The sequence below is a fragment of the Kribbella sp. NBC_01484 genome (genome assembly GCF_036227145.1).
Lineage (GTDB): Bacteria > Actinomycetota > Actinomycetes > Propionibacteriales > Kribbellaceae > Kribbella.
This window is the reverse complement of sequence record NZ_CP109437.1, coordinates 8,151,342-8,174,014: the sequence shown is the minus strand read 5'-3', so window position 1 is coordinate 8,174,014 and position 22,673 is coordinate 8,151,342. Positions and strand designations below refer to the sequence as shown.

Annotated in this window: 23 protein-coding genes; 9 read left to right on the top strand and 14 right to left on the bottom strand. The window is 68.6% G+C overall.

Annotation, left to right across the window (positions count from 1 at the left end; translation table 11 throughout):
• Positions 1–47: 47 nt before the first annotated feature.
• The 3 genes from OG555_RS39500 to OG555_RS39490 are packed head-to-tail and all read left to right on the top strand — an operon-like array spanning position 48 to position 3,354.
• On the top strand, positions 48–1,028 hold the full coding sequence (locus OG555_RS39500; protein WP_329478696.1) for an ABC transporter ATP-binding protein: 981 nt from the start codon (positions 48–50) through the stop codon (positions 1,026–1,028).
• Between the two features lie 2 nt (positions 1,029–1,030).
• On the top strand, positions 1,031–2,197 hold the full coding sequence (locus OG555_RS39495; RefSeq protein WP_329478695.1) for an ABC transporter permease: 1,167 nt from the start codon (positions 1,031–1,033) through the stop codon (positions 2,195–2,197).
• A complete protein-coding gene (locus OG555_RS39490) occupies positions 2,194–3,354 on the top strand; it encodes an ABC transporter permease (RefSeq protein ID WP_329478694.1) in 1,161 nt (386 codons plus the stop codon). Before OG555_RS39495 ends, OG555_RS39490 begins: the two co-directional genes overlap by 4 nt.
• 435 nt (positions 3,355–3,789) lie before the next feature.
• Here OG555_RS39490 and OG555_RS39485 read toward each other — a convergent pair whose 3' ends face one another.
• The 5 genes from OG555_RS39485 to OG555_RS39465 form a co-directional block, all read right to left on the bottom strand.
• The gene (locus OG555_RS39485; protein ID WP_329478692.1) at positions 3,790–5,967 is read right to left on the bottom strand and encodes an HNH endonuclease signature motif containing protein; all 2,178 of its coding nucleotides are present in this window, start codon (positions 5,965–5,967) and stop codon (positions 3,790–3,792) included.
• 279 nt (positions 5,968–6,246) lie between these two features.
• On the bottom strand, positions 6,247–7,122 hold the full coding sequence (locus OG555_RS39480) for a hypothetical protein (protein WP_329478690.1): 876 nt from the start codon (positions 7,120–7,122) through the stop codon (positions 6,247–6,249).
• Positions 7,123–7,384: 262 nt separating this feature from the next.
• Positions 7,385–7,510: a hypothetical protein gene (locus OG555_RS39475; protein WP_329478688.1), complete on the bottom strand. Its 126-nt coding sequence runs from the start codon at positions 7,508–7,510 to the stop codon at positions 7,385–7,387.
• A 1-nt stretch (position 7,511) separates the two neighbouring features.
• Positions 7,512–8,096, bottom strand: a complete 585-nt coding sequence (locus OG555_RS39470; RefSeq protein WP_329478686.1) for a CBS domain-containing protein — start codon at positions 8,094–8,096, stop codon at positions 7,512–7,514.
• A 157-nt stretch (positions 8,097–8,253) separates the two neighbouring features.
• Positions 8,254–8,733 (bottom strand): CBS domain-containing protein, encoded by a 480-nt coding sequence (locus OG555_RS39465; RefSeq protein WP_329478684.1) that lies wholly within the window; start codon positions 8,731–8,733, stop codon positions 8,254–8,256.
• Between the two features lie 275 nt (positions 8,734–9,008).
• Between OG555_RS39465 and OG555_RS39460 the strand changes: the two genes are divergently transcribed.
• The 3 genes from OG555_RS39460 to OG555_RS39450 all read left to right on the top strand — a co-directional run bounded on the left by OG555_RS39460 (position 9,009) and on the right by OG555_RS39450 (position 11,506).
• Positions 9,009–9,896 (top strand): universal stress protein, encoded by an 888-nt coding sequence (locus OG555_RS39460; protein WP_329478682.1) that lies wholly within the window; start codon positions 9,009–9,011, stop codon positions 9,894–9,896.
• 89 nt (positions 9,897–9,985) lie between these two features.
• Positions 9,986–10,594: an Rv1733c family protein gene (locus OG555_RS39455; protein WP_329478680.1), complete on the top strand. Its 609-nt coding sequence runs from the start codon at positions 9,986–9,988 to the stop codon at positions 10,592–10,594.
• Between the two features lie 165 nt (positions 10,595–10,759).
• On the top strand, positions 10,760–11,506 hold the full coding sequence (locus OG555_RS39450; RefSeq protein ID WP_329478678.1) for a DUF4386 domain-containing protein: 747 nt from the start codon (positions 10,760–10,762) through the stop codon (positions 11,504–11,506).
• A gap of 183 nt (positions 11,507–11,689) precedes the next feature.
• Here OG555_RS39450 and OG555_RS39445 read toward each other — a convergent pair whose 3' ends face one another.
• From OG555_RS39445 to OG555_RS39430, 4 genes are all read right to left on the bottom strand, one after another.
• Positions 11,690–11,977: a hypothetical protein gene (locus OG555_RS39445; RefSeq protein WP_329478676.1), complete on the bottom strand. Its 288-nt coding sequence runs from the start codon at positions 11,975–11,977 to the stop codon at positions 11,690–11,692.
• Between the two features lie 159 nt (positions 11,978–12,136).
• Entirely contained in the window at positions 12,137–13,705 is a 1,569-nt protein-coding gene (locus tag OG555_RS39440; protein ID WP_329478674.1) for an FAD-dependent monooxygenase, read from the bottom strand.
• Positions 13,678–14,244: a hypothetical protein gene (locus tag OG555_RS39435; protein WP_329478672.1), complete on the bottom strand. Its 567-nt coding sequence runs from the start codon at positions 14,242–14,244 to the stop codon at positions 13,678–13,680. The genes OG555_RS39440 and OG555_RS39435 overlap by 28 nt, the downstream gene beginning before the upstream one ends.
• A 153-nt stretch (positions 14,245–14,397) precedes the next feature.
• A complete protein-coding gene (locus OG555_RS39430) occupies positions 14,398–15,747 on the bottom strand; it encodes a ferredoxin reductase family protein (protein WP_329478670.1) in 1,350 nt (449 codons plus the stop codon).
• 191 nt (positions 15,748–15,938) lie between these two features.
• Here OG555_RS39430 and OG555_RS39425 point away from each other — a divergent pair, with 191 nt between their 5' ends.
• Together OG555_RS39425 and OG555_RS39420 are read left to right on the top strand one after the other, a co-directional pair.
• Entirely contained in the window at positions 15,939–17,417 is a 1,479-nt protein-coding gene (locus OG555_RS39425; RefSeq protein WP_329478668.1) for a serine/threonine-protein kinase, read from the top strand.
• Between the two features lie 127 nt (positions 17,418–17,544).
• A complete protein-coding gene (locus tag OG555_RS39420) occupies positions 17,545–18,183 on the top strand; it encodes a VIT1/CCC1 transporter family protein (protein ID WP_329478666.1) in 639 nt (212 codons plus the stop codon).
• A 39-nt stretch (positions 18,184–18,222) separates the two neighbouring features.
• Here the strand turns inward: OG555_RS39420 and OG555_RS39415 are convergent, their stop codons facing one another.
• The 5 genes from OG555_RS39415 to OG555_RS39395 all read right to left on the bottom strand — a co-directional run bounded on the left by OG555_RS39415 (position 18,223) and on the right by OG555_RS39395 (position 21,180).
• Positions 18,223–18,624 carry an arsenate reductase ArsC gene (locus tag OG555_RS39415; protein WP_442914468.1) on the bottom strand — a complete coding sequence of 134 codons (402 nt, stop codon included), beginning with the start codon at positions 18,622–18,624 and terminating at the stop codon, positions 18,223–18,225.
• The gene (locus tag OG555_RS39410; protein ID WP_329478663.1) at positions 18,621–19,370 is read right to left on the bottom strand and encodes an MIP/aquaporin family protein; all 750 of its coding nucleotides are present in this window, start codon (positions 19,368–19,370) and stop codon (positions 18,621–18,623) included. Before OG555_RS39410 ends, OG555_RS39415 begins: the two co-directional genes overlap by 4 nt.
• Complete coding sequence (locus tag OG555_RS39405) at positions 19,367–20,032, bottom strand: arsenate reductase ArsC (RefSeq protein ID WP_329478661.1); 666 nt, start codon at positions 20,030–20,032, stop codon at positions 19,367–19,369. The genes OG555_RS39410 and OG555_RS39405 overlap by 4 nt, the downstream gene beginning before the upstream one ends.
• Positions 20,029–20,733, bottom strand: a complete 705-nt coding sequence (locus tag OG555_RS39400) for an arsenate reductase/protein-tyrosine-phosphatase family protein (protein WP_329478658.1) — start codon at positions 20,731–20,733, stop codon at positions 20,029–20,031. Before OG555_RS39400 ends, OG555_RS39405 begins: the two co-directional genes overlap by 4 nt.
• 78 nt (positions 20,734–20,811) lie before the next feature.
• Entirely contained in the window at positions 20,812–21,180 is a 369-nt protein-coding gene (locus OG555_RS39395) for an ArsR/SmtB family transcription factor (protein WP_329478656.1), read from the bottom strand.
• Between the two features lie 79 nt (positions 21,181–21,259).
• On the opposite strand from OG555_RS39395, the gene OG555_RS39390 reads away from it, so the two are divergent.
• Positions 21,260–22,660, top strand: a complete 1,401-nt coding sequence (locus OG555_RS39390) for an FAD-dependent oxidoreductase (RefSeq protein ID WP_329478653.1) — start codon at positions 21,260–21,262, stop codon at positions 22,658–22,660.
• The last annotated feature ends 13 nt before the right edge of the window (positions 22,661–22,673 follow it).

The window sequence follows — 22,673 nt, the reverse complement described above, 5'->3', positions numbered from 1 at the left end:
GACTGTCTGCCCTGACCGTGGCTGCGGGTGGGGCAGACGCTGGACTTATGTACAGCGTCGAGACTGTTCCTGCGCAGGCCGGCCCGGCCACTCGCCAGGTGCTGGTCGCATCGCATCTGGGCAAGCGGTTCGGGGATCGGGTCGCTGTCGACGACGTCAGCTTCGAGGTGGCGGCGGGGGAGACGTATGGCCTGCTCGGGCCGAACGGCGCCGGCAAGACGACGACCATCCGGATGGTGTGCGGGCTGCTGCGTTCGGATGCCGGCAAGACTCTGATCGCCGGCCGGCCGGTCAGCACGACGGCGACCGCGGCGAAGAAGTGCGTCGGCTACGTGCCGCAGGACATCGCGCTCTACCCCGATCTGACCGCGCGGGAGAACCTGAGGTTCTTCGGCCGTCTCTACGGGCTGCACGGCAAGGCCCTGAATCGCCGGGTCGGCGAGGTGCTGGACCTGATCGGGCTGTCGGAGCGGGGTCGCGACCGGGTCGAGTCGTTCTCGGGCGGGATGAAGCGGCGGCTGAACATCGGTGCCGGTCTGCTGCATGAGCCCACCCTGCTGGTTCTCGACGAGCCGACCGTGGGGGTGGATCCGCAGAGCCGGCACGCCGTGATGGAGAGCGTGCGCGCCTTCGGTGCGGCAGGTATGGCGGTGCTCTACACCACGCACTACATGGAGGAAGCCGAGCGGTTGTGCGATCGCGTCGGCATCATCGACCACGGCCGATTGGTTGCCGAGGGCACGCGTCGTGAGCTGGTCGCGCAGCTCGGTGAGCACGACCGGATCGATCTGACCGCGACCGGTGACCTCGGCGCGCTGGCCGACCGCTGCCGTCGCCTCGACGGGATCGACCGCGCGGACGTGAAGGACGGCGAGGTGCAGTTGCTGGCCCGTGACGGACGTCGGCTGCTGCCCGCCGTACTGGAGGCCGCGGAGCATCTGGGCACGCCGGTTCGGTCGGTCGAAGTGGCCGAACCCGACCTCGAAGCGGTGTTCCTGCACCTGACCGGCACTGCCTTGCGGGAGTGATCGTGAACGCAGCCCTCGTGATCGCCGCCAAGGATCTGCGCCAGCGCTTCCGGGACCGCTCGGCCATCATCCTCGGCTTCGTCGCACCCGTGCTGGTGGCTGCTCTGATGAGTTTCGCCTTCTCCTCGGTGGAGGCCTTCCATGCCGATGTCGCACTGGTGGACAACGACCACGGGCAGATCGCCGTCGCCTTGCGTACGGCGCTGAGCGGGCCGGACCTGTCCGACGTCCTGACGGTGAAGCCGGTCGGTGACGAGCAGCAGGCCCGCAAGTTGGTGGATCACGGCGACGTCGGCGCCGGCCTGGTGATCCCGCCCGGGTTCAGTGCGTCGGCAGTCGGTGACGAACCGATCGGCTTGACGGTGCTCGGCAGTCCGGACAACCCGCTGGAGGCACAGGTCGCCCGGGCTGTCGCGGACGCCTATGTCGCACAGCTGAACGCCGACCGATTGTCCGTGCATGCCGCGTTGGCGGCCGGAGTGCCGCCGAGCCGGACCGCGGAGTTGGCAAAGGCGGTGGCCGGCCTCAGGTTGCCCGAATCGGTCGAGGCTCGCGCGACGGGTTACCGGCAGTTGACGACCGCCAGCTACTACGCGCCGGCGATGGGCATCATGTTCATCCTGTTCGCGATCGGCTTCACCGCGCACAGCTACTTCGCCGAGCAGCGCGACAGCACCCTCGAGCGGATCAGCGCCGCACCGATCCGGCGGGGCGTCGTACTGCTCGGCAAATCGCTGGCGGCCTTCGCCTACAGCGTCGCGAGTCTGACCAGCCTCGCCGTGGTGTCCTCGTTGGCGTTCGGCGCCCAGTGGGGTCCACCGATCCCGGCCGCGGCGTTGATCCTGGCGATGTCGGCGGTCCTGGTCGCCCTGACCGCTCTGGTGATCGCGGTCTCGCGGACCGAACGGCAGGCCGACGGGATCGCGATGATGATCACCTTCACCCTGCTGCTGCTCGGCGGAAACTTCGTCCTGATCAGTCAGGCACCCGAGACACTGCGCAAGCTGGCGCTGCTCACGCCCAACGGCTGGGCGCTGCGTGGCTTCACCGATCTCGCCACCGGCGCGGCCGCAACGAGCGTCGTTCGACCTGTTCTTGTCATTCTCGGTATGGCCGCGCTGGTCGGCGTACTCGCCGCGGCAGTCGGTCGCTGGAGGGCCGCCTCATGACAGCTCTGGCTGTGGCCGGCGCCTCGCTGCGCCGGATGCTGCGCGACCGGACGGCGCTGTTCTTCGTCGTGCTGCTGCCCGTTCTCGTGATCGCGATCATCGGCACAGTCGTGAGGAACCCGGGTGGCTTCCGGATCGGCGTCGTGTCAGCACAGGCCTCCGGGCAGCCGCTTGCAGGCACCCTCGTCGACGACCTCGGCGCCACCGGACCGGTGCATCTCCAGTCCGACGAGCAGACCGCGCGTACGGCGTTGCGGCGCGGCGAGCTGGACGCGGTGGTGCTGATCCCGACCGGTCTGGAAGCGGCACTGTTGCGGGGACACGACGTGGTGATTCCGGTGCTGGCCGGCGGCGCGGAGTCGACGCAGGGCGCCGTACGATCCGCCGTCTCCGCCGCGGTCGCGCGGCATGCCGAGCGGATCCAGGCAGCTGCGTTCGCCGCCCGGAAGACCGGCAGCACCGTCGCCGAACAGTTGCCCAGAGCCACTGCTTTGCAACGGATCACTCCACGCATCACGGTGAGCACCGAGAACGTGGCCAGCGGCAGCAACTACCTTCCACTGGGATTCGGGTACAGCGCGCCGACCATGCTGGTGCTGTTCGTGTTCATCAACGCACTGGCCGGTGGTGCGACAGTCGTCCAGAACCGCCAGCTCGGCATCTACGGCCGTGCGCTGGCCGCGCCGGTCCGGGCGAGTGACCTGGTGCTGGGTGAATCCTTGTTCTACCTGACGTTCTCGCTGCTGCAGTCGGCGCTGATCATCGGTACCGGATCGTTGCTGTTCGGCGTCAGCTGGGGCAACCTGCCGGCGGCGATCGCGCTGGTTGTCACGTGGGCGCTGGTTGGCACCGGCGCCGGGATGCTCAGCGGCGCCGCGTTCAAGACCCCGGACCAGGCATCGGCGATGGGGCCAGTGATCGGCATCGCGTTCGCCATGCTCGGCGGCTGCATGTGGCCACTGGAGATCGTGCCGGACAAGGTTCGCATCCTCGGTCATGTGACCCCGCACGCTTGGGCCGTGGACGCCTGGATCACTGTGCTGTCGCGCGCGGGCGGTGTCGCGGACATCGCGACGAACCTGGCCGTGCTCGCCGGATTCGCCGTCGGGATGCTCGCGCTGGCCTCGGTCCTTCTCCAGCGCCGCCTGAGCAGCTGACCGGTTGTTTCGCCTCCTCTGGACCCGCATCGCTTTCGTCCGTGGCCGTGACCGCGTCCGTCGCGCTTGTGCGTGGCCGGTGACCGCGTCCGTCGCGCTTGTGCGTGGCCGGTGATCGCGTCCGTCGTACTTGTGCGTGGCCGGTGACCGCGTCCGTCGCGCTTGTGCGTGGCCGGTGACCGCGTCCGTCGTACTTGTGCGTGGCCGGTGACCGCGTCCGTCGTCGGGATACGGAACCTCGCGTGGCTTGCTGATGATGGCAGCGGCGTCGCTGACGCCGTGGCCGAGGCAAGTCGCATCGATCCAGCTCGGAATACCTGAACCTGTCGTACTCGGTAGCCCCTACTGGTGGGATGAGGGTCGGTTGTCTGTCTGTGGCTGGACATGCGCCGGCATAGTGGGGCTGTTTCAGCGGTGGTTCTTGGTGGCTGTCGTTCAGGCCGCGGCGGTGTTGCCGCGATGCCCGGTGGGTTCGCGCCGTGGGCCAGCAGCGCGACGGCCGGGTCCCGAATCGTTGTCGCCGTCATTGTCGTGGTCGCCGCCAGGGTTGCTGTTGTCGGACTCGGAGGCAAGGTCGCCCCACGGATCGAACGTCCGATCGACGCGCCCGCACTCCACGCCCGCGCTCCGGGTTGGCGCCAGGGCTGACGGCGTACTGGGGGTGATGTCGGCCTCGGGTTTGCTCCGGTGAACGGTTCGGTTCGGGATCACCGCATCGCCCCAGACGTCTGTGCAATCCGGGCCTCCGTTGACTGGCACCTTGGGTCTGTCGTGTGGTCGGCTGTCGGAGTCTTCGCCCCAGGGGTCGAACGTGCTGGTGGGTGGGCGCGGCGGTCCGGGTTCGGAGGTCGGGTCCTGGTGGTTCTGGTGCTTCTGCTGGTCGTGGGTGTGGGGTGCACGGTGGTCGGGGGTGTCGCCCCAGGGGTTGAGGCGTGCGGTTTCGTCGGGGGTGATCCAGGGTGGGTCGGTGTCGCGTGGCCAGGCGCGGGCGGGTGCGCCTGGTGTGGTCACCCTGGGTGTGGTTGCGTCGAGTGTGGTCGCGTCGGCTGCTACGCGCGTGGATGAGCGGGGTGTCGGTTTGGTGGTGTTGGGGGTGGTGGTTGGTGGCCGGTATCTGTCGCGGGGGATGGGGTTGGGGGTGGCCCAGGCGGGGCGGGCGACCTCGACGATGCCGTTGGTGATCTGGATGGTCCAGTGCCCGGCGTGGAGGTCGCGGTGACAGCGTTTGCACAGGAGCACGAGATTGGTGATCTTCGTGGCGCCTCCGTCGATCCAGCTGATGACGTGGTGGGCGTCGCAGTAGATGGGTGGGGCGCCGCAGCAGACACAACCCTTGTCGCGGGCGATCAGGGCTTTGCGGATCGGGCCGGTCGCGAGCCGCACGGTGGTGCCGACGTCGAGTGGCTGGGAATCCGAGCCGAGCACGATCGGCAGGATGTGGGCGTCGCAGGCCAGGCGGCGGATGGTGGCCGCCGACAGCGCGTCGCCGTAGATCAGGTGGCCGAGTTTGTCGGCGGTGGCGGCCTTGAGGTCGTTGAAGTCAATCGTGACGATGATGTGCGGCTTCGGGCCGTGCCCAGGAGCGGCCCCGCGCCCTTGACGGTTGCCCGCATCGCTGCCCGCGCTGCCCGCGTTCTCGGTGCTGGTGGCGGTCCCCGCGGGTGTGGTGTCCGTGGTGGTGGCGGCGCTGCCTGCGGGCACGAGGCTGAGTGGGGCGGTGGTGGCGGCGGCTGTGCCCGTTGTGGGGTTTGTGGTGGTGAGGAGGGTGGTGAGGGCGTCGGCTTGGCGTTTGGTGCGGGGGCGGGGGTCGGGGGCGCCGTCGATGGTTTTGTGGGGTTTGGCGTGGGTGTGGATGAGGGTGCGGAACAGTTCGGCGTTGTCGTTGGCCAGGTAGCCGGTGAACGCGACGCCGTTGGCGGCGTTCTTCAGGGTGAGCGACTCGCGGTCGTAGGCTTTCTGTTCGGCGGGTTCGGGGCCGTCGGTGTCGAGCCGGTCGCGGACGAGCCGGCCGGCCTTGCGCAGGTCGAGGGGGCCGTGGGTGCGGCCGAGTTCGACCAGTTGCTGTTCGGCGACCCGCAGGTCGTCGGCCGTGACGGTGGCCGGGACCTTGTCCAGCGCGGCCACGATCGCCTCGGCCTGCGCCGGATGCAACAACACCCCCACCCCCGCACAGGTCCCGCCCGCACCATCCACACCCGCACCATCCGCAGCCGCGCCGTGCTCGCCGTCGCTCCCATTCCTGCCGCTCGTGTCGCTGTCGCTCGTGTTGTCGTCGGTCAGGTCGCTGTCGCTGGCGCCGGTAGCGGTCGTTGGGTCGTCGGTCAGGGGGTTGGGGTCGGGCAGGGCGGCGGCGACGGCGGGGTATTTGGGCAGGGTGGTGGCGAGGTGGACGTCGCGGCGGGCCTTGGTGGGGTCGATGCGGTAGCGGAAGGTGAGTAGCCGGGCGGTGGTGCCGGCGCCGAGTTCGTGGGCGTGGCCGGTGGTGTCGAGGCCGGCGATGAGGTGCAGGGCGAGGGTCTCCAGGCGGGCGATCTCGGCGTAGGCGGCGTCGAGAGTGGACAGCATGTCGCTGCCGCTCATCGACCACACCGGTCGCTGTCCGAGAATCTCCATACACAAACTGTAAACAGCCTCGCCGACAGTTCTCAAACCCGGATGCCCTTGTTTTCAAGGGATTTCGTTCACAAGAGGTTGTCCACAGAAGTGCCGGGCTGTGGACAACGACCGGATCGAGGTACTCGCGTGTGGTAAGCCTGCGACCGTAGATATCGTTGCTGCAAGCAACTAGCGCGAACGCTGGTCCAGGGCCGCCCTGACCGCCCTGGCCGCGCCTTCGCCGCGGTTGAGGACGCCGTCCTGTCGATCGACGGCCGGGTTACAGGACGTGTGCGGTCAGTTGGCCGGGGCGGGGTGCAGCCCGGTGATGGCAAAAGCCTCGACGCCTTGCAGGTGACCACCGGTCGAGGCGACGACGGTCAATGCGGAACCGGTCGCGCCGGTGAAGCTGACCCGGGCCGACCACGGTTGCCGTTCACCTCCGGCGGGGAGGCAGCAGTACGTACCGATCGGCTTGGTGGACGATAGCTGTCGGACGTCGACCCGGATGGATTCGTCGACACCGGTGATCAGCCCACCCACAGTCAACGGTGAGGTCACGGTTGCACCGTACCGGGGGTGGTCCAGAGTGAGGGTGGTGTCGATGGTCCCGACGACCTCCCATGGCGCGTCCAGTCCCAGACTGATCCGGACGAGGTGCAGTGTCGCGGCGTGGGCGAGTCGGCCTTCGGCCTGGTATCCGACGCCGATCTGCGCTTCGTCACCGCTGACCGAGCTGGACACCACCCGGTCGACCTCGGTGAAGCCAAGGTAGCCGGTCGTGAACGACAGCGCCGTCTGCTCCGGATCGAGATGCCAGGGCTGATGTCCGCCACTGCGATAGCTGCGTTGCCATGCTGCCGCGCCGGCGACCGAGCTGAACGGCCACAGGGCCTGGTAGGCAAAGGGCCCGACTGTCGTGGTGGGCTTCGACGGTGTCGGCAATGGCGTAGGCGTCGTACGGGCGGATGTCGTGGGGGTCGCGCCGGCCGACGGGGGTGGGGCGACGCTCGGTTCCGATCCCGACTCACGGAGGAGTACGACGGCCAGCACGGCGATCAATGCGATGCCGGTGACCGCGGCGACGACGATCGCGATCCGCATCCGCCGGGTTGCCCGGCGCTGTGGAGCCGGATCGCCGCCGGGAAGGTTGGCAGGGCCCGTGGTGGTCATCGCTCCGCCTCCCGAATCTCAGCGCTGTGGAGCGAGGGAAGCCCACCACCGCTACTGCAGCGGGCCGAGATGTACGGTGCACGGCTGCGGGCCGTTTCTCCGTACCCTTCACACCTGGCTTCCCTCGCCCATCTCCATTGCACCTCCGGTGCCTCCGCCGGACGCAGGGCCGAAAGTCACTACTCCGAAGGCCTCTCGGGTCAGGCGCTGAGGAAGATCACACAGTCGGCCATGGACAGTGTGCTCGCGGTCGGTGTCTCGATCATGGCTGCTGCGTGCGGGCCGTCCGGATGCGGCGGGCGGCGACGGTCAGGCCGGGGATGATCGCGGAGCCGGCGGCGTTCACCACTCGGAGGCGGCCGGCGGACGGCGGTCGCCGGACCGGCAAGTCAGCAGATGCGAACGGCGATGACGCCGCGGACAGTGCCGGCCAGGGAGTCGGCGAGGTTGCGGTCGCGGGGGTCGGCCGGACCGGTCACCGTGACGACTCCGTCGCGGACGTCGACCTGCCAGCCAGGGTTCTCGGCCTGGATGATTTCGCGAACCTCGGCGCGGATCCGGTCGTCCCGGCCCGCCAGCAGGTGGATGACGTCGCTGCGGCTGATCATGCCGATGACGCGGCTGTGGTCCAGCACCGGCAGGCTCTTCACCATCGTCGACCACATCAGATCGATCGCGACCTCCAGTTCGTCATCGACGTCGACGGTGGCCACTAGATGGCTCATCACGTCGGCGATCCGGCGGGCCGGCGTGTCCGTGGTCGTCCGGACGGTGGCCTTGGGGACGCGGTCGTCCAGCAGGCCCTCCTCCTGGACGAGGTCGGCCTCGCTGACGATCCCGACCAGGATGCCGGCCGTGTCGACGACCGGCATGGCGGTGATCTTCCGATCGTCGAGGAGCCGGAGCGCCAGGCCGATCGGCGTCTGCGCCGTCACGGTGACCGCGGGTGTGGTCATCAGGTCGCGGATCAGCATCGTCATCACCTCGTTCTGCCGGCGGTTCCGGCGTCTGTCGCGCGGAACTCGTGCGCGTCGTCGTGGCGGATGAGTCTCCGGCGCGTCTACTTCTACGATGTCCTGGCCACGAGGGCGATCCCAGAGACAAAGGTCCCGGGCGGCACAGGATTTGTCTTCAGTGGTGGTTGCGGACCGCGTCCACGCCGCGCGCCGTACCGCACGAGGCCTCGAACTGGCAGAAGCGGCTCGGCGAAGGGAGCAGGCGGGTCATGTCACCGCGGCCGACCGTCCCGACCACGTGGTCGTTCTCGACGACCGGCAGCTGCTCCAGCATCATCGACTGCATCAGGTCGACTGCCACGTCGATCTGGTCGTCAGGACTGACGGTGACGACGTGGTGGGTCATCGCGTCGCCGACCCGGCGCGATGGCGTCGTACCGGCGACGCGCCCGGCCGATGCCAGGACGCGGTCAGCGACCAGAGCCTCGTCCTGGACGAGATCTGTCTCGTCGATGATCCCGATCAGAGCGCCGCGGTCGTCGACGACGGGAATCGAGCCGACCTGCTCCGTACGCATCAACCACAAGGCCGTCGCGGTTGAGGACTGCGTCATCACGGTCACCGCCGGAGTGGTCATCACCTCGCGGATCAGCATTGTCCTCACCTCTTCGCGCCGCCGACTGTTCTGCCTTCAGCGTCCAGTTGGTCAGCTGAACCCGGCAGGGCCGGAAGACCCGCAAAGGGTCCTGCCGTGCGCAGGTATCGATCCGCGGGAGTCGCCGGGTGGCTTTGGTCCCGAATCGGAAGGCACTCCGGCCCTGGATGGGGCCCGGGGGCTGGGGTGACGGTGGAGCCAGGTTCGTCCGACGTACCGCCGGCGACGACATCGACGCGCGCGCGGGTAGAGAAGCAAGCAATGAGGCACTGGTCATGAGAGAGCGGATCACGATCGCCGTCGGGATCGACGACAGTTGGTCCGCGAACGGCGCCGTCGACTGGGCGCTGTACGAGTCAGGGCTCAGTGCGGCTTCGATCAGGGTGCTGCACGTGGTCGGCGACCGGCCGCCGGCGGGCCTGTTCCACGACGGACGTGGTGCCACCGAGGCGGGCAAGCGGCTGGTGGCCGACGTCCGCGAGTACCTGGATCACCGTGACAGCAAGGGGCTGCACACGGCCGTCGTGCTGTCCGGTACGCCGGCGCACATCCTCGCGCAATCCACCGGGAACGACCGGATGCTCGTGGTCGGGCGGCACGGGCGTCGCATGCTGGGCCGGCTGCTGATCGGTTCCACGGCCGAAGCCGTGGCGTACGGCGCCGAGACGGCGGTGGTCGTCGTACCGCCGAAGTGGAGTCCGGGCGATCGGGACGCGCCGATCGTGGTCGGGGTGGACGAGCTCGAGTACTGCGAGTCAGCGGTCGACTTCGCGGTCGGCCTGGCCGCGGAGCGGCGGGCTCCGGTCCGCTTGGTGCACATCTGGGACATTCCCACGATGTTCACCGGAGACGAGCCCGACACGGCGGGCACTGCCGAAACCGCGCGCCGCTACTACGGCGACCGGTTGGATGCGACAGTACGGCGGTGCTGCGACAAGTACCCCGGCGTCAGCATCGAGGCTGAGCTCAGGCGCGGCCACCCGGTCGCCGGATTGACCGACGCCGGCCGCGAGGCAGGCGCCCAAATGCTGGTGGTCGGCGGCCGCAGTCACCGGCGGATGATGGCGCTGCTGCTGGGCGGGACCGCCCGCGGCATCCTGCAGCACGCCACCGGCCCGACAGCCATCGTCCACCAACCGGGAACGCGACCCGCCCAGACCTAGGTCCGGCCTGTTCTCCCGGCAGGCGGGACTTTCGGCCCTGCCACGAGCAGCGGCGGACAGGCATGGTGTAGACAGGGGAGGAGTTCGCGATGAGCATCGGCCGGAGCAGGTCTGGGGAACTGTGGGTGCTGATGCGGGCGCGCCGGCTCGGGTACGGGCGCAACCCGTTGCGCCGCCGCGTGGATCGGATCGAGTCGGCGATCGTGTTGGGTGCCGTGCTCGCTGCCCTGTTGATGATTCCAATCGCTGCCGCTACGGGCACCGCCTTACGGAACGCGAGTGACCACGCCGCGGCACATCGGCGCGCCGTTCTGACCCAGGTACAGGCACGGACGTTGGAGGACACCGAGTCGGCCCCCGACGGAACTGGACAGGTCGATACCACGGTCCGAGTGACGTGGATCGATCCGGCCGGCCGGCCCCACGAGGGGCGGGCGAACGTTGCGTTCGGGACGAAGAAGGACGCCGAGGTGATTGTCTGGCTCGACAGTTCGGGTGCGATCACTCTTCCGCCGCGGCCCGCCGGAGACAGTGCGGCGATCGGCAGCGCGGTCGGATTGAGCCTGGCGATGGTTTCGTGGCTGCTGATCGCCGGCCTGGCGCGACTGTCCGTCGTACCACTGAACCGACGCCGGATGCGCGCCTGGGAACGCGAGTGGGAGATCGTCGCTCCCCGCTGGCGCCACCGCCAGGGCTAATGTCGTTTCCTCGGTCCAAAGCGGAGCACCGCTGGTCAAGTGAGCCAGGGCTGGGTGGTGGACAGTTCCAGTGGGAAGGAACATGCTGAGGCTTGAGCGGTCGCATCGTGCGTTTGGGGACCGGAGGGGGTTGCCGAGTTATGTCCGCTCGGGGGGCGGTTTCAAATGGACACGGGCACGGATCGCTACAGCAGCACGGTGAATGCGAGGAAGATTGCCACCCTGACGGGTTGGTTGATGGTGGTCACCTTCGTCGCCTCGATCCCGGCGTACTTCATCCTCTACGCGCCGGTGCGGGATCATCCCGACCACATCACCGGAGCCGGAGCCGACCCCACCTCGAGCGTGGCCTTGGGCGCGACCCTCGAACTAATCGTCATCATCGCCAACATCGGCACCGCCGTGGTGCCGTACGGAATCTATAGGCGATATAGCGAAAGCCTCGCTCTGGGCTACGTCGCAGCACGTCTCGTCGAGGCCACCTTCATCGCCATCGGTATCGTCAGCATGCTCACGTTCCTGTTGATGCGGCAGGAAGGCACGGCCGGCACGGACGCCGCTCTCGGCCAGGCTTTCGTCGCGATTTACGATCGCGCATTCCTGATCGGACCAGGCTTCTGCGCCGGCGTCGCGAACGGAATAATCCTGGGCTACCTGATGTATCGGTCTGGTTTGGTGCCACGAGGCATGACGATGTTGGGGCTCATCGGAGGTCCGCTGATCGTCGTCTCGGGCATCCTGGTCATGTTCGATGTCATCGAGCGTGGCGGCACGGTGCAGGGCGTCGCGACGATTCCGGAGTTCTTCTGGGAGTTGTCGTTCGGTATCTATCTCATCGTCAAGGGATTCAAGCCCGCTCCGATTCTGGCTGGGCTGGACGGCGGATCTGTCGCCCGCAGTGAGAGTTCGTAGCCGGCCGTCGCTAGCCCGAGGGGGGACCGATCATGAAGCGCAGGCAGGTGATGATCCAGCGGCCGAAGCGCCCGCGCCCGCCGGAGACACTCGACCTCCGTACGCCGTCCGGCCGCATCCTGCCGTTCTGACCTCGTTTCGCCGGGCGGGTGTTGGTGGACAGAGCGACGCTGCGCCGCGGCGTCAGCGCTCGGCGAGCAGGCGGGCGATGACGTCGGACTCGGACGTGAGCTCCCGTCCGAAGGTGATCAGCTCGTCCTCGGTCAACGGCAGGAGCAACGGCGGGTACGGCCAAGGCTCGGTGCCCGGCTCCGGGCTGTCTGTGCGGCCGGTAGCCGGGTCTGCCGCGCGCCGCCGGCCGAAGAGACGCCAGGAGCGGGCCGGGCGCTGCGGATCGCGCTGGGCGTCGGCGAAGTCGGGGCGCGCCCACACCTGGAAGAACCACGGTACGCCGAACAGGAAAGGTGTCATCTCCGTCACCACCAGGAACTCTCCGCCGCCGCACTTGCGCGGGCGACATCGGGAACGTCATCTCCGTCCGACGATCCCGGCCTTCGGCACGCGCCCGGCAGTGCGTTCCGGCCCGAACCCCAGGGCCGAAGGTCCCCACCCCGACGGTCTGACCGACAGTCAGCACGCGCCGGGTGGGACGGCTCCGACGAGTTCGAGCCACGCCCGGAGGGCGCCCGGGTCGGTCGTGCTCGACTGGTAGCCCAGGTGGCCATCAGGGCGGACGGCCACGATGCCGTGACCCGGCCGACTGCTCAGGTGGTGCACCTGAACACGGGGGCCGAAGTCGTCCGAACCCAGCAGTTGCGCGTCGCGCTGGAGCAGAACGTGCACGCCTGGCAACGCAGTGAGTTCGTGCAATCGGACCGTTCGCCCGTCGCTCGTCACGGTTGCGTCCGGCAACCGGTCACCGGGTCGGAGGTGTCGATCGATCATCGACGTCCTGGGTCTCGACAAGACACTGCCGCGGTAACTCACTCTGAGCTGGGACAGCGTGCGGACGGCCTCGGCGACCAACCGCCGCTGCCGGAGGAAGAGCGGAACGACGGGAGCCGCGAAGGGTGCCAGTGTCCCGCGAACGAAGGCCGGCAGCGGATGTGTGGACGCTTCGGCGAAGAAGATCAGGTGCGTCATGGCCAGCACCTGCCGCGCGACCGGCCGACGTTCCTGATCGTAGGAGTCGAGCAGTTCGGTCCGCTCACCGCCTCCGGCGTACGCCAGCTTCCAGCCCAGGTTGACCGCGTCCTGGATCCCGAGGTTCATGCCCTGCGCGCCGGCGGGGGAGTGTGTGTGGGCCGCATCGCCGGCCAGGAAGAGCCGGCGATCCCGGTACGCCGCGGCCAACCGATGCTGCACGCGGATCCGGGCTGACCATTGGACGTGGCCGATCGCGATGTCCTGCGTGGACTCGTCGAGCAACTGCTGGAGCTCTACGGCGGGCACCGGCGGCCCGATTCCCTCGACGACAGGCCCCTGAGCCGGCCGGGTCGCGAGCAGTCGCCATCGCGCGCCCTCCCCGAGGGCGAAGAGGAAGAGCAGGCCGCCCCGCCCGGCGGCGACATGCAGGACCCCCGGGGCCAGATCGCCATCCAACTCCAGGTCGGCCAGCACGACCTCCTCGTTGTACGCCGCGCCCCGCCAGCCGATTCCGGTGAGCGTACGCACGGTGCTCCCCGGACCGTCGCAGCCAGCCACGAATCGGCACGATGCCCGCGTGATTCCGTCTGCCGACCGGAGTGTGGCCCGGACGCCGGCGGTGTCCGGGGCGATGTCAATCAGTTCGACACCGCGATCGATGCGGACGCCGCGCCGAGTCAGGGCCTGCGCGAGGACAGTCTCGACGTCCATTTGCCTCACCAGGGTCAGGTGCGGAAACGCGGTGTCGGGCAGGAGGAACTCGGCCAACGGGACAGACACCCGGCTTCGGCCCAGATGCAGTTCGGCGCTCGGCGACGCGTCGCCTCGGTCGAGCAGCTCTCCGGTCACGCCGAGAGGTCGAAGGCACTCCAACGTCCGCGGGTGCATGATCATCGCCCGCGAGGGGCGGAAGGCCTCGTGGCGTCGTTCCACGACCCGGACGGTCGCACCGTGAGCGTGAGCCTGGAGAGCCGTCGTCAGTCCGGTCGGCCCTGCGCCGACCACGAGAACATCGACGGGCTCGCTCAGCTTGCGCCGACCATGCGCCACCATGTCTCCTGGTTCGCCGGCTGGACGGGGTCCAGTAGGTGCGGATCGCGAAGCAGTTCGTCGCGTCGCATATCGGGCACCACGTGGTAATGGATCGAGCCTTTCACACTCACTAGCTCGAGCACCCGCCACAGTGCGCGCGCATATGCCTCGGCCGACTCGGCGCCGTCCCACTCGTAAAGTCCCCGGTAGGTGCCGACGTCGTCATGGGCCAACCACAGCTTGGACACGAAGCCGGGGAAGCCGACGAACAGCGGGGTGTTGAACCAGGACTCCCACCGGAACACGGCGTGTCCCCGGCCATGCACACCACGCAGCCGAAACGCGACCACCAGTACGCACGGATCCGCCGGGGTGGGCCGATCGACCACGGTCTCCCGGTACACCCGGCCCTCTGTCCGGTCGGCGAACCGTAGCCATCTGCCGACGTACTCGCGCGGCTGATGCACGCGTCGTTGTGCGAGCAGCCGCATCGTGGACGCGACGCACCGGCAAACCGCAGCCAGCGCGACCACCCTGGGCAAAGGATGCTGGACAGACATGAGCCCTCCTTCCCTCAACTCCAGCCTTCTGCGGGCTCCCCTTTGCGTGACACGGCCTTTCGACACGCGTTCAGCAGGTCCTTCAGCGCCGGCTGGTGGCAAGTCCATGTGTGCGTGCAGGAAGGCCCGGCCCGTCTCGTTGTGGATCGAGCGTCAGACCGAGCTGAACAGTTCCGTGTGGACGCGGCGCAGCGGGACTCCGAGGTCACGCAGGTCCTCGCAGATCCCGGACACCATCGTCGGCGGACCGCAGAGGAAGTAGTCGAGGTGCCGGGCACGCCGGGGCAGCACCCGGGACAGCAGGTGCAGGTCGATCCGGCCGACCTCGCCGCGCCATTGGGCGCCCGGGGACTCCACGACTTCGATCACCTTGAGGTTCAGCCGGCCGCGGAGTTCATCGATGCTCGGGCGTAACAGCATCCGGTCCTCGGTCCGGGCTCCGACGATCAGCCGATGCCGGCGCGGGTCGCCGCGATCGGCGAGGGTGCGCAGCATGCTCAGCAGTGGCGTGATCCCGACCCCGCCGGCAATCATCACGAAACCCTCCGAGGCGGTGTGTCCCTCGATCGTGAATCCGCCGTACGGGCCGTCGAGGTACACCCGCCGGCCAGGCCGTAGTGCGCTGACCAGTTCGGTGAAGTCGCCGAGCGCCTTGATCGTGAACTCGACGTGTTCGGGATGCTCGGCCGTCGAGGCAACGCTGAACGGGTGCTCCTCGAACACGAACGGCGTCGAGCCGATCTTGATCCAGGCGAACTGGCCGGCGTGGAACTGCATGCCGTCGTGACCGTCGGCCCGGAGCACCAGGGTGACGGCATCACCGGGCTCCGGGCGCACGGTCTCGACGCTGTACACGTTGCGCCGGGCTTGTAGCGGTAGCCAGATCCATCGGCGTGCGGCGAGCCCGGCCGCCAGGCCACCGACGAGGATGAACCAGCCGCCGAGCAGTGGATGGTGGACCAGATGGCCGAGGAACCACACATGCAGCCAGGCACCGGCGAGCACGATCGCCGCGAGGCCGTTGTGCACCAGTCGCCAGCCCTCGTAGCGCGGCTGGCGGCGACGGCGCCGGATGGCGAGACTGATCATCAGGACCAGCGCCGCGGTCGACGCCGTCGCGGCTCGTGCCGCCCAGGTGGTGTGCCAGAGTTCGAAGATGTGCAGTCCGCGTGGGTCGACGAAGAGCACGACTACCACGTGCACCAGGACCAGGACTCCGGCCAGCATGGCGATCACGCGATGAATCCGGAGCACCGTCTCGATCCCGAAGGTAGCGACGAGTCGCCGGAGCCGGGCGGGAAGCACCACCGCGACCGCCAGCGCCGAGAATCCGACGATGCCGGCACTCAGCGCCAGCCCTTCGCCCGGCCTGATGCGGCTGCCGCGCAAGACGAACCAGGTGAGGAGGAACGGAAGCAGAAGGACGGCGATGTACCCGGCGAACCAGCGCAACTTCGCAGCTGGTCCGTACATCCGCATCGAGGCAGGTCGATGGGACGACATGCGTGACTTCTCCTGGCAGTAGGGGCCCCCGATGGCTCAGACGGCTGAGGGTATACCCGCGGCGCCCCGCGTCGATGCATCGAATCAATGGCTGTCGCGGCTGCAGCCGGACATCGTCACTCCGCTGTTGGGTGCGCTTGCGTTACCAGGCTGTTATCTGTATTTTCCGACTCCTAGAGACGGAGGCATGGGTGGGCGACGAGTTGCTCACGGGGAGATACGACATCCGCGGTCTGCTGGAGCGAGACGGGACGGGTGAGCGGTGGCTGGCGGTGGACTTGGCGATGCGTCGTCCGGTGGTGATCTGGTTGTCGGAGCCAGGCCGTCGGATCCGTGTCCCGGACGGGAAACCGGCGCACGGTCGACTCCCGGTGGCCGGGGTCGTGCACCCGAACGTCTTGCGGACGTATGACGCAGGCCGTGCCGCCGACGGCCGGGATTACCTCGTCACAGAGTTCGTCGAGGGAACTGACCTCGCGGCGCTGGTACGCACCCGCGGGCCACTGCCGGGGGCACAGGTCGCCGACGTGGCCGTACAACTGGCGCGCGGTTTGGAGGCCGTCCATGCGACTGGGTCCGTGCTCGGCCGCGTGGAGCCGCGAGACCTGCTACTGACCGACAGCGGCAGCGTGAAGATCACCGGGCCGTCCAACGCACTCACGGTGGACCCCGACACCGGCCGGCCGGCCGGTGATCCGGCCTACATCGCACCGGAGCGCGCGTCCGGACAACCGGCGAGCACCGCGAGCGACTGGTACGGCCTCGGTTGTGTGCTCCATCAGCTCTTGGTCGGACGGCCGCCTTTCACCGGCGACGCCGAGTCGGTGCCGGCGTCGCAGGTCGGCGTACCCGTGACTCCTGTGCAACAGCGGCTTCCGGACGCCGACAACCGTGTTACGAGCCTGATCGACGGGTTGCTGGCCAAGGACCCGTGCCAACGTCCGGCGTCGGCCACGGAGTTCGAGGCCCGTCTCGCGACGGCGCCGGAGCGGACCCTGGTCCTCGCGGTCCCGGCCGCTGACACAGACCCACCTCGGTCGGACACAGCCACCGATGTGCCGGTCATCCGACTGACCGTGCCGCCTCCCTTGTTCCGGCGCCGGACGCCGATCATGGCCCGTGCTCGCCGCCTGACAGGGGCGGGCAGCGTGGTCAGCGCGGTCATCGTCGTGGCCGCGGGCGCCGTGCTGTTCGGCGCCGCCGGTGAAGAACAGGCACAGAGCACCCCTGCGTCGATCGATATCCGGCCGAGCCATCCGGTTCTGGCGAGTGCTCGGCCGAGCTCGCCGCGAGCGTCGTCGACGGGGCGGCCGAGCCGGAACGAGCCGACGCCCCGGCCAACAGTCGTCACGACGAGTCCGGTCACCCATTCCAGTCCAGCGCCTGATCCAGCGGCCCGGCTCCGCGATCTGGCCGTTCTCCTGCGCGCCGACCGGCGTGCGGAGCACAACCAGCGAGTTCAGTCGGCGGCGATGCTCTTGGACCAGGCGGCTGCTGCCGTCACCGACAGCAGTTCGGCCACGGACCTGGTCCGCGCCGCCTTCGGGCAGCTCGCGGACGCTGAGCGGTCAGACAGCTGGCATCCGGGCGGATCAGAGTCGACAGTGCTCAGGGCGCTCGGATACCGCTCACCGATGACAACCCACAGGCATAGTCGACATGACAACTGAGGCTCCGGCCGAGCAGCACCAGGACGGAGGCTGAAGCAAAGTGTCTCGGCGTGACGAGGCTGCTACCCACCCTGATGAACCGCATCGTGGGGGACTGGCCGGACGTCTGAACTGGCTTCGTGCCGGTGTGCTGGGCGCCAATGACGGCATCGTCTCGACAGCAGGGCTGGTCGTCGGAGTGGCCGGCGCGACCACTTCGACGACCGCCATCCTGACAGCGGGCGTGGCAGGCCTGACTGCGGGTGCGGTGTCGATGGCGCTGGGCGAGTACGTCTCGGTCAGCAGCCAACGTGACTCCGAGCAAGCCCTGCTGGCTAAGGAGCGAGCAGAGCTGGCCGCGTCACCGGAGGACGAGTTGGACGAGTTGGCTGCCCTTTACGTGGACAAAGGCCTGCGCCCCGAGACGGCAAAGCTGGTTGCGGCCGAGCTCACCGAGCGGGATGCTTTCGCGGCGCACGCCGAGGCCGAGCTCGGGATCGACCCCGATGAGCTGACCAACCCTTGGCACGCTGCCGGCGCGTCCGCCCTGGCTTTCACCGTGGGCGCGTTACTGCCTTTGGTCGCGATCTTGCTTCCACCGCCGGGAATCCGTGTCCCCGTCACCTTCGCTGCCGTTCTGCTCGCCCTGGCCGGAACCGGCGTGCTGAGCGCACGCCTGGGCCAGACTCGATGGGCGCCCGCCGTCAGCAGGCTCGTGGTGGGTGGCGCCATCGCGATGGCGGTGACGTTCGGCATCGGACAACTCGTTGGCTCCTCCGTCTTCTGAGGCTCGGCGATGTCGGTTTCGGCGATCGCCGTCGAGACGTCATGCGGCCTGTAGTTCGGCGACGAGCTTCTCGACCCGGCTACGGATGTCGTCGCGGACTTCGCGGACGATCTCGATGGGTTGGCCGGCGGGGTCGGTGAGTTCCCAGTCTTCGTAGCGTTTACCGGGGAAGATCGGGCACGCGTCGCCGCAGCCCATGGTGATGACGACGTCGCTGTCGCGCACGTCTTCGGTTTCGAGGATGTGCGGCACGGCGCCGGTGATGTCGATGCCGACTTCGCGCATCGCTTCGACGGCGACGGGATTGATCTGGCTGGCGGGTTCGGACCCGGCGGACCGGACTTCGATGCGGTCGCCGGCAAGGTGGCGCAGCCAGCCGGCGGCCATCTGTGAGCGGCCGGCGTTGTGGATGCAGACGAACAGAACAGCGGGTTTGCTCACGCGGATGCTCCTGTGTGGGTGGTGTCTGATTGAGGTGTGACCACGTTGTCCGCGGCCTCGCTCGCGCGGGGGTAGAGGACCACGACGAGGGCAGCGCCGAGGATGGCGCCGAAGGCCTGGAAGAAGATGAAGCCGGGCACCGAGCTGGGCGCGATGCCGGCGAAGGTGTCGCTGAACGCGCGCCCGATGGTGACCGCCGGGTTGGCGAACGAGGTGGACGAGGTGAACCAGTACGCGGCCCCGATATAGGCGCCTACGGCAACAGGTGCGAGCTGGGCTCGGCCGGACCAGGCGAGCGCGAAGATCAGCAGGATCAGACCGGCCGTTGCAACAGTCTCGCCAAGGTACAGATGTCCGGCAGATCGATCCTTGGTGGACCAGGAGACCGCGGGCTCGCCGTACATGAGGTTCGCGAGAATCGCCCCGGCGACGCCGCCGCCGATTTGAGCGGGGATGTAGGCGGCGAGGTCGCGGCCCGCCAGCCCGCTGCCTGTGCGCTGGCCGAGCCACCAGTCGATCACGGACACGGCCGGGTTGAAGTGGGCGCCGGACACGGGACCGAGCATGAGGATCAGTACCGCCAGCCCGAGCGCGGTGGCGAAAGAGTTCTCCAGGAGCTGTACGCCGGTGTCGCTGGGCGACAGGCTGGCCGCGGCGATGCCGGAGCCGACAACGACGGTGACGAGCAACCCGGTCCCCAAAGCCTCGGCGACCGCGCGGCGCCACAACGGTTGTGCGTGGCTCATCCGCGGCTCACCGGTACGGCGAGTTCGTCGAGCAGGACGCGGACGCGGCGTTCGATCTCGTCGCGGATCGGGCGGACGTCGGCGACGTCGAGTCCATTGGGGTCGTCCAGGTCCCAGTTCTCGTAGCGCGTGCCGGGGAAGATCGGGCACGCGTCGCCGCAGCCCATCGTGACCACCACGTCGGCGGCGCGGACAACCTCGTCGGTCCAGGGCTTGGGGTATTCGGTGGAGATGTCGATGCCGCGTTCGGCCATCGCGCCGACAGCGGCCGGGTTGATGTCGATGCCGGGTTCGGAGCCGCCGGACCAGGCGATCGCGTTGTCGCCGGCCAGGTGCTGGAAGAACCCGAGCGCGATCTGGGACCGGCCGGCGTTGTGGACGCAGAGGAACAGCACGACGGGTTTGCCGTCGTCGCGGTGACCTTCGACCCGTGCGAGTGCCGTGAGGCGTTGCCGCGCGAACCGTTCGGCCAGCAGGGGGAGGAAGTTGGGGATGGTGCTTCCGGTGACGAACTGGTCGTAGCTGGAGTGCAGGAACCGTTCGATCGTCTCCGGACCGTAGATGTCGGAGAACTCATCGGTGAGTCGTACGGAGGCGGTGCGCAGGGCGAGATGTTGGTCGATGGAGAGGTCGGCGTGCCGGTGCCAGGTGAGTTCGGTCATGGTGTGCTCCGGGTGGAGTCGGTCGCCTCGGGCGACAGTGCAGGCGCCAGCCGATCGATCCGGTCGGCGATCTCGGTGTAGGCGGACTCGAAAGCCGCGTCGGTGTCCATCGGTGCCGGATCGGGAATCGACCAGTGCAACCGGGGCCGCTGCTCGGACGGCAGATGCTCATAAGCGTTGTCGCACACGGCGATCAGCAGGTCATCGCGTCGTACGACGTCACCCAGGTTGGAGGTGTGCCAGTCAACGGGGTCCAGACCGTGGCGGCGGGCGATCTTCAACGCCCGTGGATGGACGCGCTCGGCCGGTTGGGTGCCTGCGGAGACAGCCGGCACATGGCTGCGGCGGGACCAGATCGCCGCGGCGAGTTGTGAGCGTGCGGAGTTCTGGGTGCAGACGAACACGACCCGTTTCGCCGCGAGCAGCGCAGGAGTGGCGATCGCGGTCAGCGCGTCCGGTCGGAGCCGGACATAGGTACGCCGACGGTCACCCTCGGACCGGGTACGCAAGACCAGGCCGGCATCCTCCAGCACCTTCAGATGATGGGCGACCAGGTTGGTCGGCAGGTCCAGCGCAGCCCCCAGCTCGCCCGGCGCCGCGTCACCCGCGACCAGAGTGTCCACGATCGCGAGCCGCGCAGGATCGCCGAGTGCCGCATGGATGCGGGCTCGTTCAGCCAAGGTCAGTCGCTCAGTGTTCATTGACTCAATGCTCACTGAGGTATCTGCCGGAGTCAAGCCGGCGTGGCCTACATCAGTTCAGATCGGCGCGACCGTGAATCAGCGAGGCGACACAGGCTCCGGCACAGCGAGAAGAGTCGAGATCCATTGCAGCCGTTCAGGCACGGGCCAGTAGTAGACCCATGTGCCCCGCCGCTCGCAGTCGACCAGGCCGGCCTCGCGGAGCACCTTCAGGTGATGGGAGATCGTTGGTCCGCTCACCTCGAACTGTGGGGTCAGGTCGCACACGCACATCTCATCGCCCGCGGACGTGATCATCGACAGGAGGCGGAGCCGGATCGGGTCGGCCAGCGCCTTGAACACCGCCGCACCCTCGGCCGCCCCGGCTGCATCGAGTGCAGCATCGGAGATCGGCGCACAACAACCACCGGTCCCGACGGGCGTCAGCGTGAGTTCCTGTTTCGACATAGGTCTATCTTGACTCTTGTCTAATCACGAGGCAAGCTAGCTGTTGTTTCGATGATCTTCTAGACAGGGAGTTGGAATCGTGAGCGAGCAGACAGCGGCGCCGGTGGTCGTCATCGGTGCGGGGCCGGTCGGCCTGGCCGCGGCAGCACACCTCGCGGAACGCGGGCTGGACTTCGTCGTGCTGGAGTCCGGGCCGACCGTCGCGGCGGCGATCGGTGAATGGCGGCATGTGAAGCTGTTCAGCCCATGGCGCTACGACATCGACTCCGCCGCCCGGCGCCTACTCGAGGCGAGCGGATGGACGGAGCCCGACCTGGGCACGCTCCCTACCGGTGGTGACCTGATCGACTCGTATCTCGCACCGCTGACCAAGACGCCACAGCTCAACGACCGCATTCGGTACGACGCAACCGTCGTCGCCGTCACCCGGGTCGGCTTCGACCGAATCCGCACCGCCGGCCGCGAAGCCGCGCCATTCCTGATCCGCCTTGCCGGCGGAGCCGAGCTACTCGCCTCCGCGGTGATCGACGCCGCCGGCACCTGGCGCAAGCCGAACGTCCTCGGCGGTTCCGGCATCCCCGCCCAAGGTGAAGCCACCGCAGCGGACGGCATCGCCGACGCCCTGCCCGACGTCCTTGGCGTCGACCGTGATCGCTACGCGGGACGTCGTACCGCGGTCGTCGGCGCCGGTCATTCCGCGGCAACCACCCTCCTCGACCTGGGCGAGCTGGCTGAGCAGGTTCCCGGGACCGAGATCGTCTGGGTCGTGCGCGGCACCGACCAGGCCCGCACGTACGGCGGCGGCGAAGCCGACGAACTCCCCGCCCGTGGCGCGCTCGGCAGCCGTCTCAGGAAGCTGGTCCAGTCCGGGCACGTCGAGTTGGTCGGCTCGTTCCGGATCGAAGCGATCACCCGCACCGCCGACCGCCGCGTCGAACTGGCTGCCGGCGAACGCCGGGTCGTGGCCGACACCGTGGTGAACTCGACCGGCTTCCGCCCGGACCACGACTTCGTCTCCGAACTGCGCCTCGACCTCGACCCGATCATGGGATCGACCCGCGCTCTCGCACCGCTGATCGACCCGAACCAGCACTCCTGCGGCACCGTCCCGCCCCACGGGGTTGACGAGCTCGCGCACCCCGAACCCGGGTACTACGCGGTCGGCGCGAAATCCTACGGCCGGGCACCGACGTTCCTCCTCGCGACCGGCTACGAACAAGCCCGCTCAGTCGTCGCCGCACTGGCCGGGGACTGGGACGCGGCCCGCGACGTGCAGCTCGACCTGCCCGAGACGGGTGTCTGCTCGTCCAACCTCGCGTACGGCGGCACTGACGACGAGGCCGGCGGTTGCTGCGGCCCGGCACCCCAAGCCGTAGAGATCTCCGCGCCGGCGGGTCGGGGCCTGGCCACTGGGATCAGCGGCGGCCTGCTGACCGTCATCGAGGACACCTCCACCAAGCAGTCGGGCTGCTGCGGCTGATGATGGCGTGGGC

Coding starts and splice junctions, on each gene's coding strand:
- OG555_RS39500 (WP_329478696.1), top strand. CDS start 48: ATGTACAGCGTCGAGACTGTTCCTGCGCAGGCCGGCCCGGCCACTCGC.
- OG555_RS39490 (WP_329478694.1), top strand. CDS start 2,194: ATGACAGCTCTGGCTGTGGCCGGCGCCTCGCTGCGCCGGATGCTGCGC.
- OG555_RS39485 (WP_329478692.1), bottom strand. CDS start 5,967: ATGGAGATTCTCGGACAGCGACCGGTGTGGTCGATGAGCGGCAGCGAC.
- OG555_RS39480 (WP_329478690.1), bottom strand. CDS start 7,122: ATGACCACCACGGGCCCTGCCAACCTTCCCGGCGGCGATCCGGCTCCA.
- OG555_RS39470 (WP_329478686.1), bottom strand. CDS start 8,096: ATGCTGATCCGCGACCTGATGACCACACCCGCGGTCACCGTGACGGCG.
- OG555_RS39465 (WP_329478684.1), bottom strand. CDS start 8,733: ATGCTGATCCGCGAGGTGATGACCACTCCGGCGGTGACCGTGATGACG.
- OG555_RS39460 (WP_329478682.1), top strand. CDS start 9,009: ATGAGAGAGCGGATCACGATCGCCGTCGGGATCGACGACAGTTGGTCC.
- OG555_RS39455 (WP_329478680.1), top strand. CDS start 9,986: ATGAGCATCGGCCGGAGCAGGTCTGGGGAACTGTGGGTGCTGATGCGG.
- OG555_RS39450 (WP_329478678.1), top strand. CDS start 10,760: ATGGACACGGGCACGGATCGCTACAGCAGCACGGTGAATGCGAGGAAG.
- OG555_RS39445 (WP_329478676.1), bottom strand. CDS start 11,977: ATGACACCTTTCCTGTTCGGCGTACCGTGGTTCTTCCAGGTGTGGGCG.
- OG555_RS39440 (WP_329478674.1), bottom strand. CDS start 13,705: ATGGTGGCGCATGGTCGGCGCAAGCTGAGCGAGCCCGTCGATGTTCTC.
- OG555_RS39435 (WP_329478672.1), bottom strand. CDS start 14,244: ATGTCTGTCCAGCATCCTTTGCCCAGGGTGGTCGCGCTGGCTGCGGTT.
- OG555_RS39430 (WP_329478670.1), bottom strand. CDS start 15,747: ATGTCGTCCCATCGACCTGCCTCGATGCGGATGTACGGACCAGCTGCG.
- OG555_RS39410 (WP_329478663.1), bottom strand. CDS start 19,370: ATGAGCCACGCACAACCGTTGTGGCGCCGCGCGGTCGCCGAGGCTTTG.
- OG555_RS39405 (WP_329478661.1), bottom strand. CDS start 20,032: ATGACCGAACTCACCTGGCACCGGCACGCCGACCTCTCCATCGACCAA.
- OG555_RS39400 (WP_329478658.1), bottom strand. CDS start 20,733: ATGAACACTGAGCGACTGACCTTGGCTGAACGAGCCCGCATCCATGCG.
- OG555_RS39395 (WP_329478656.1), bottom strand. CDS start 21,180: ATGTCGAAACAGGAACTCACGCTGACGCCCGTCGGGACCGGTGGTTGT.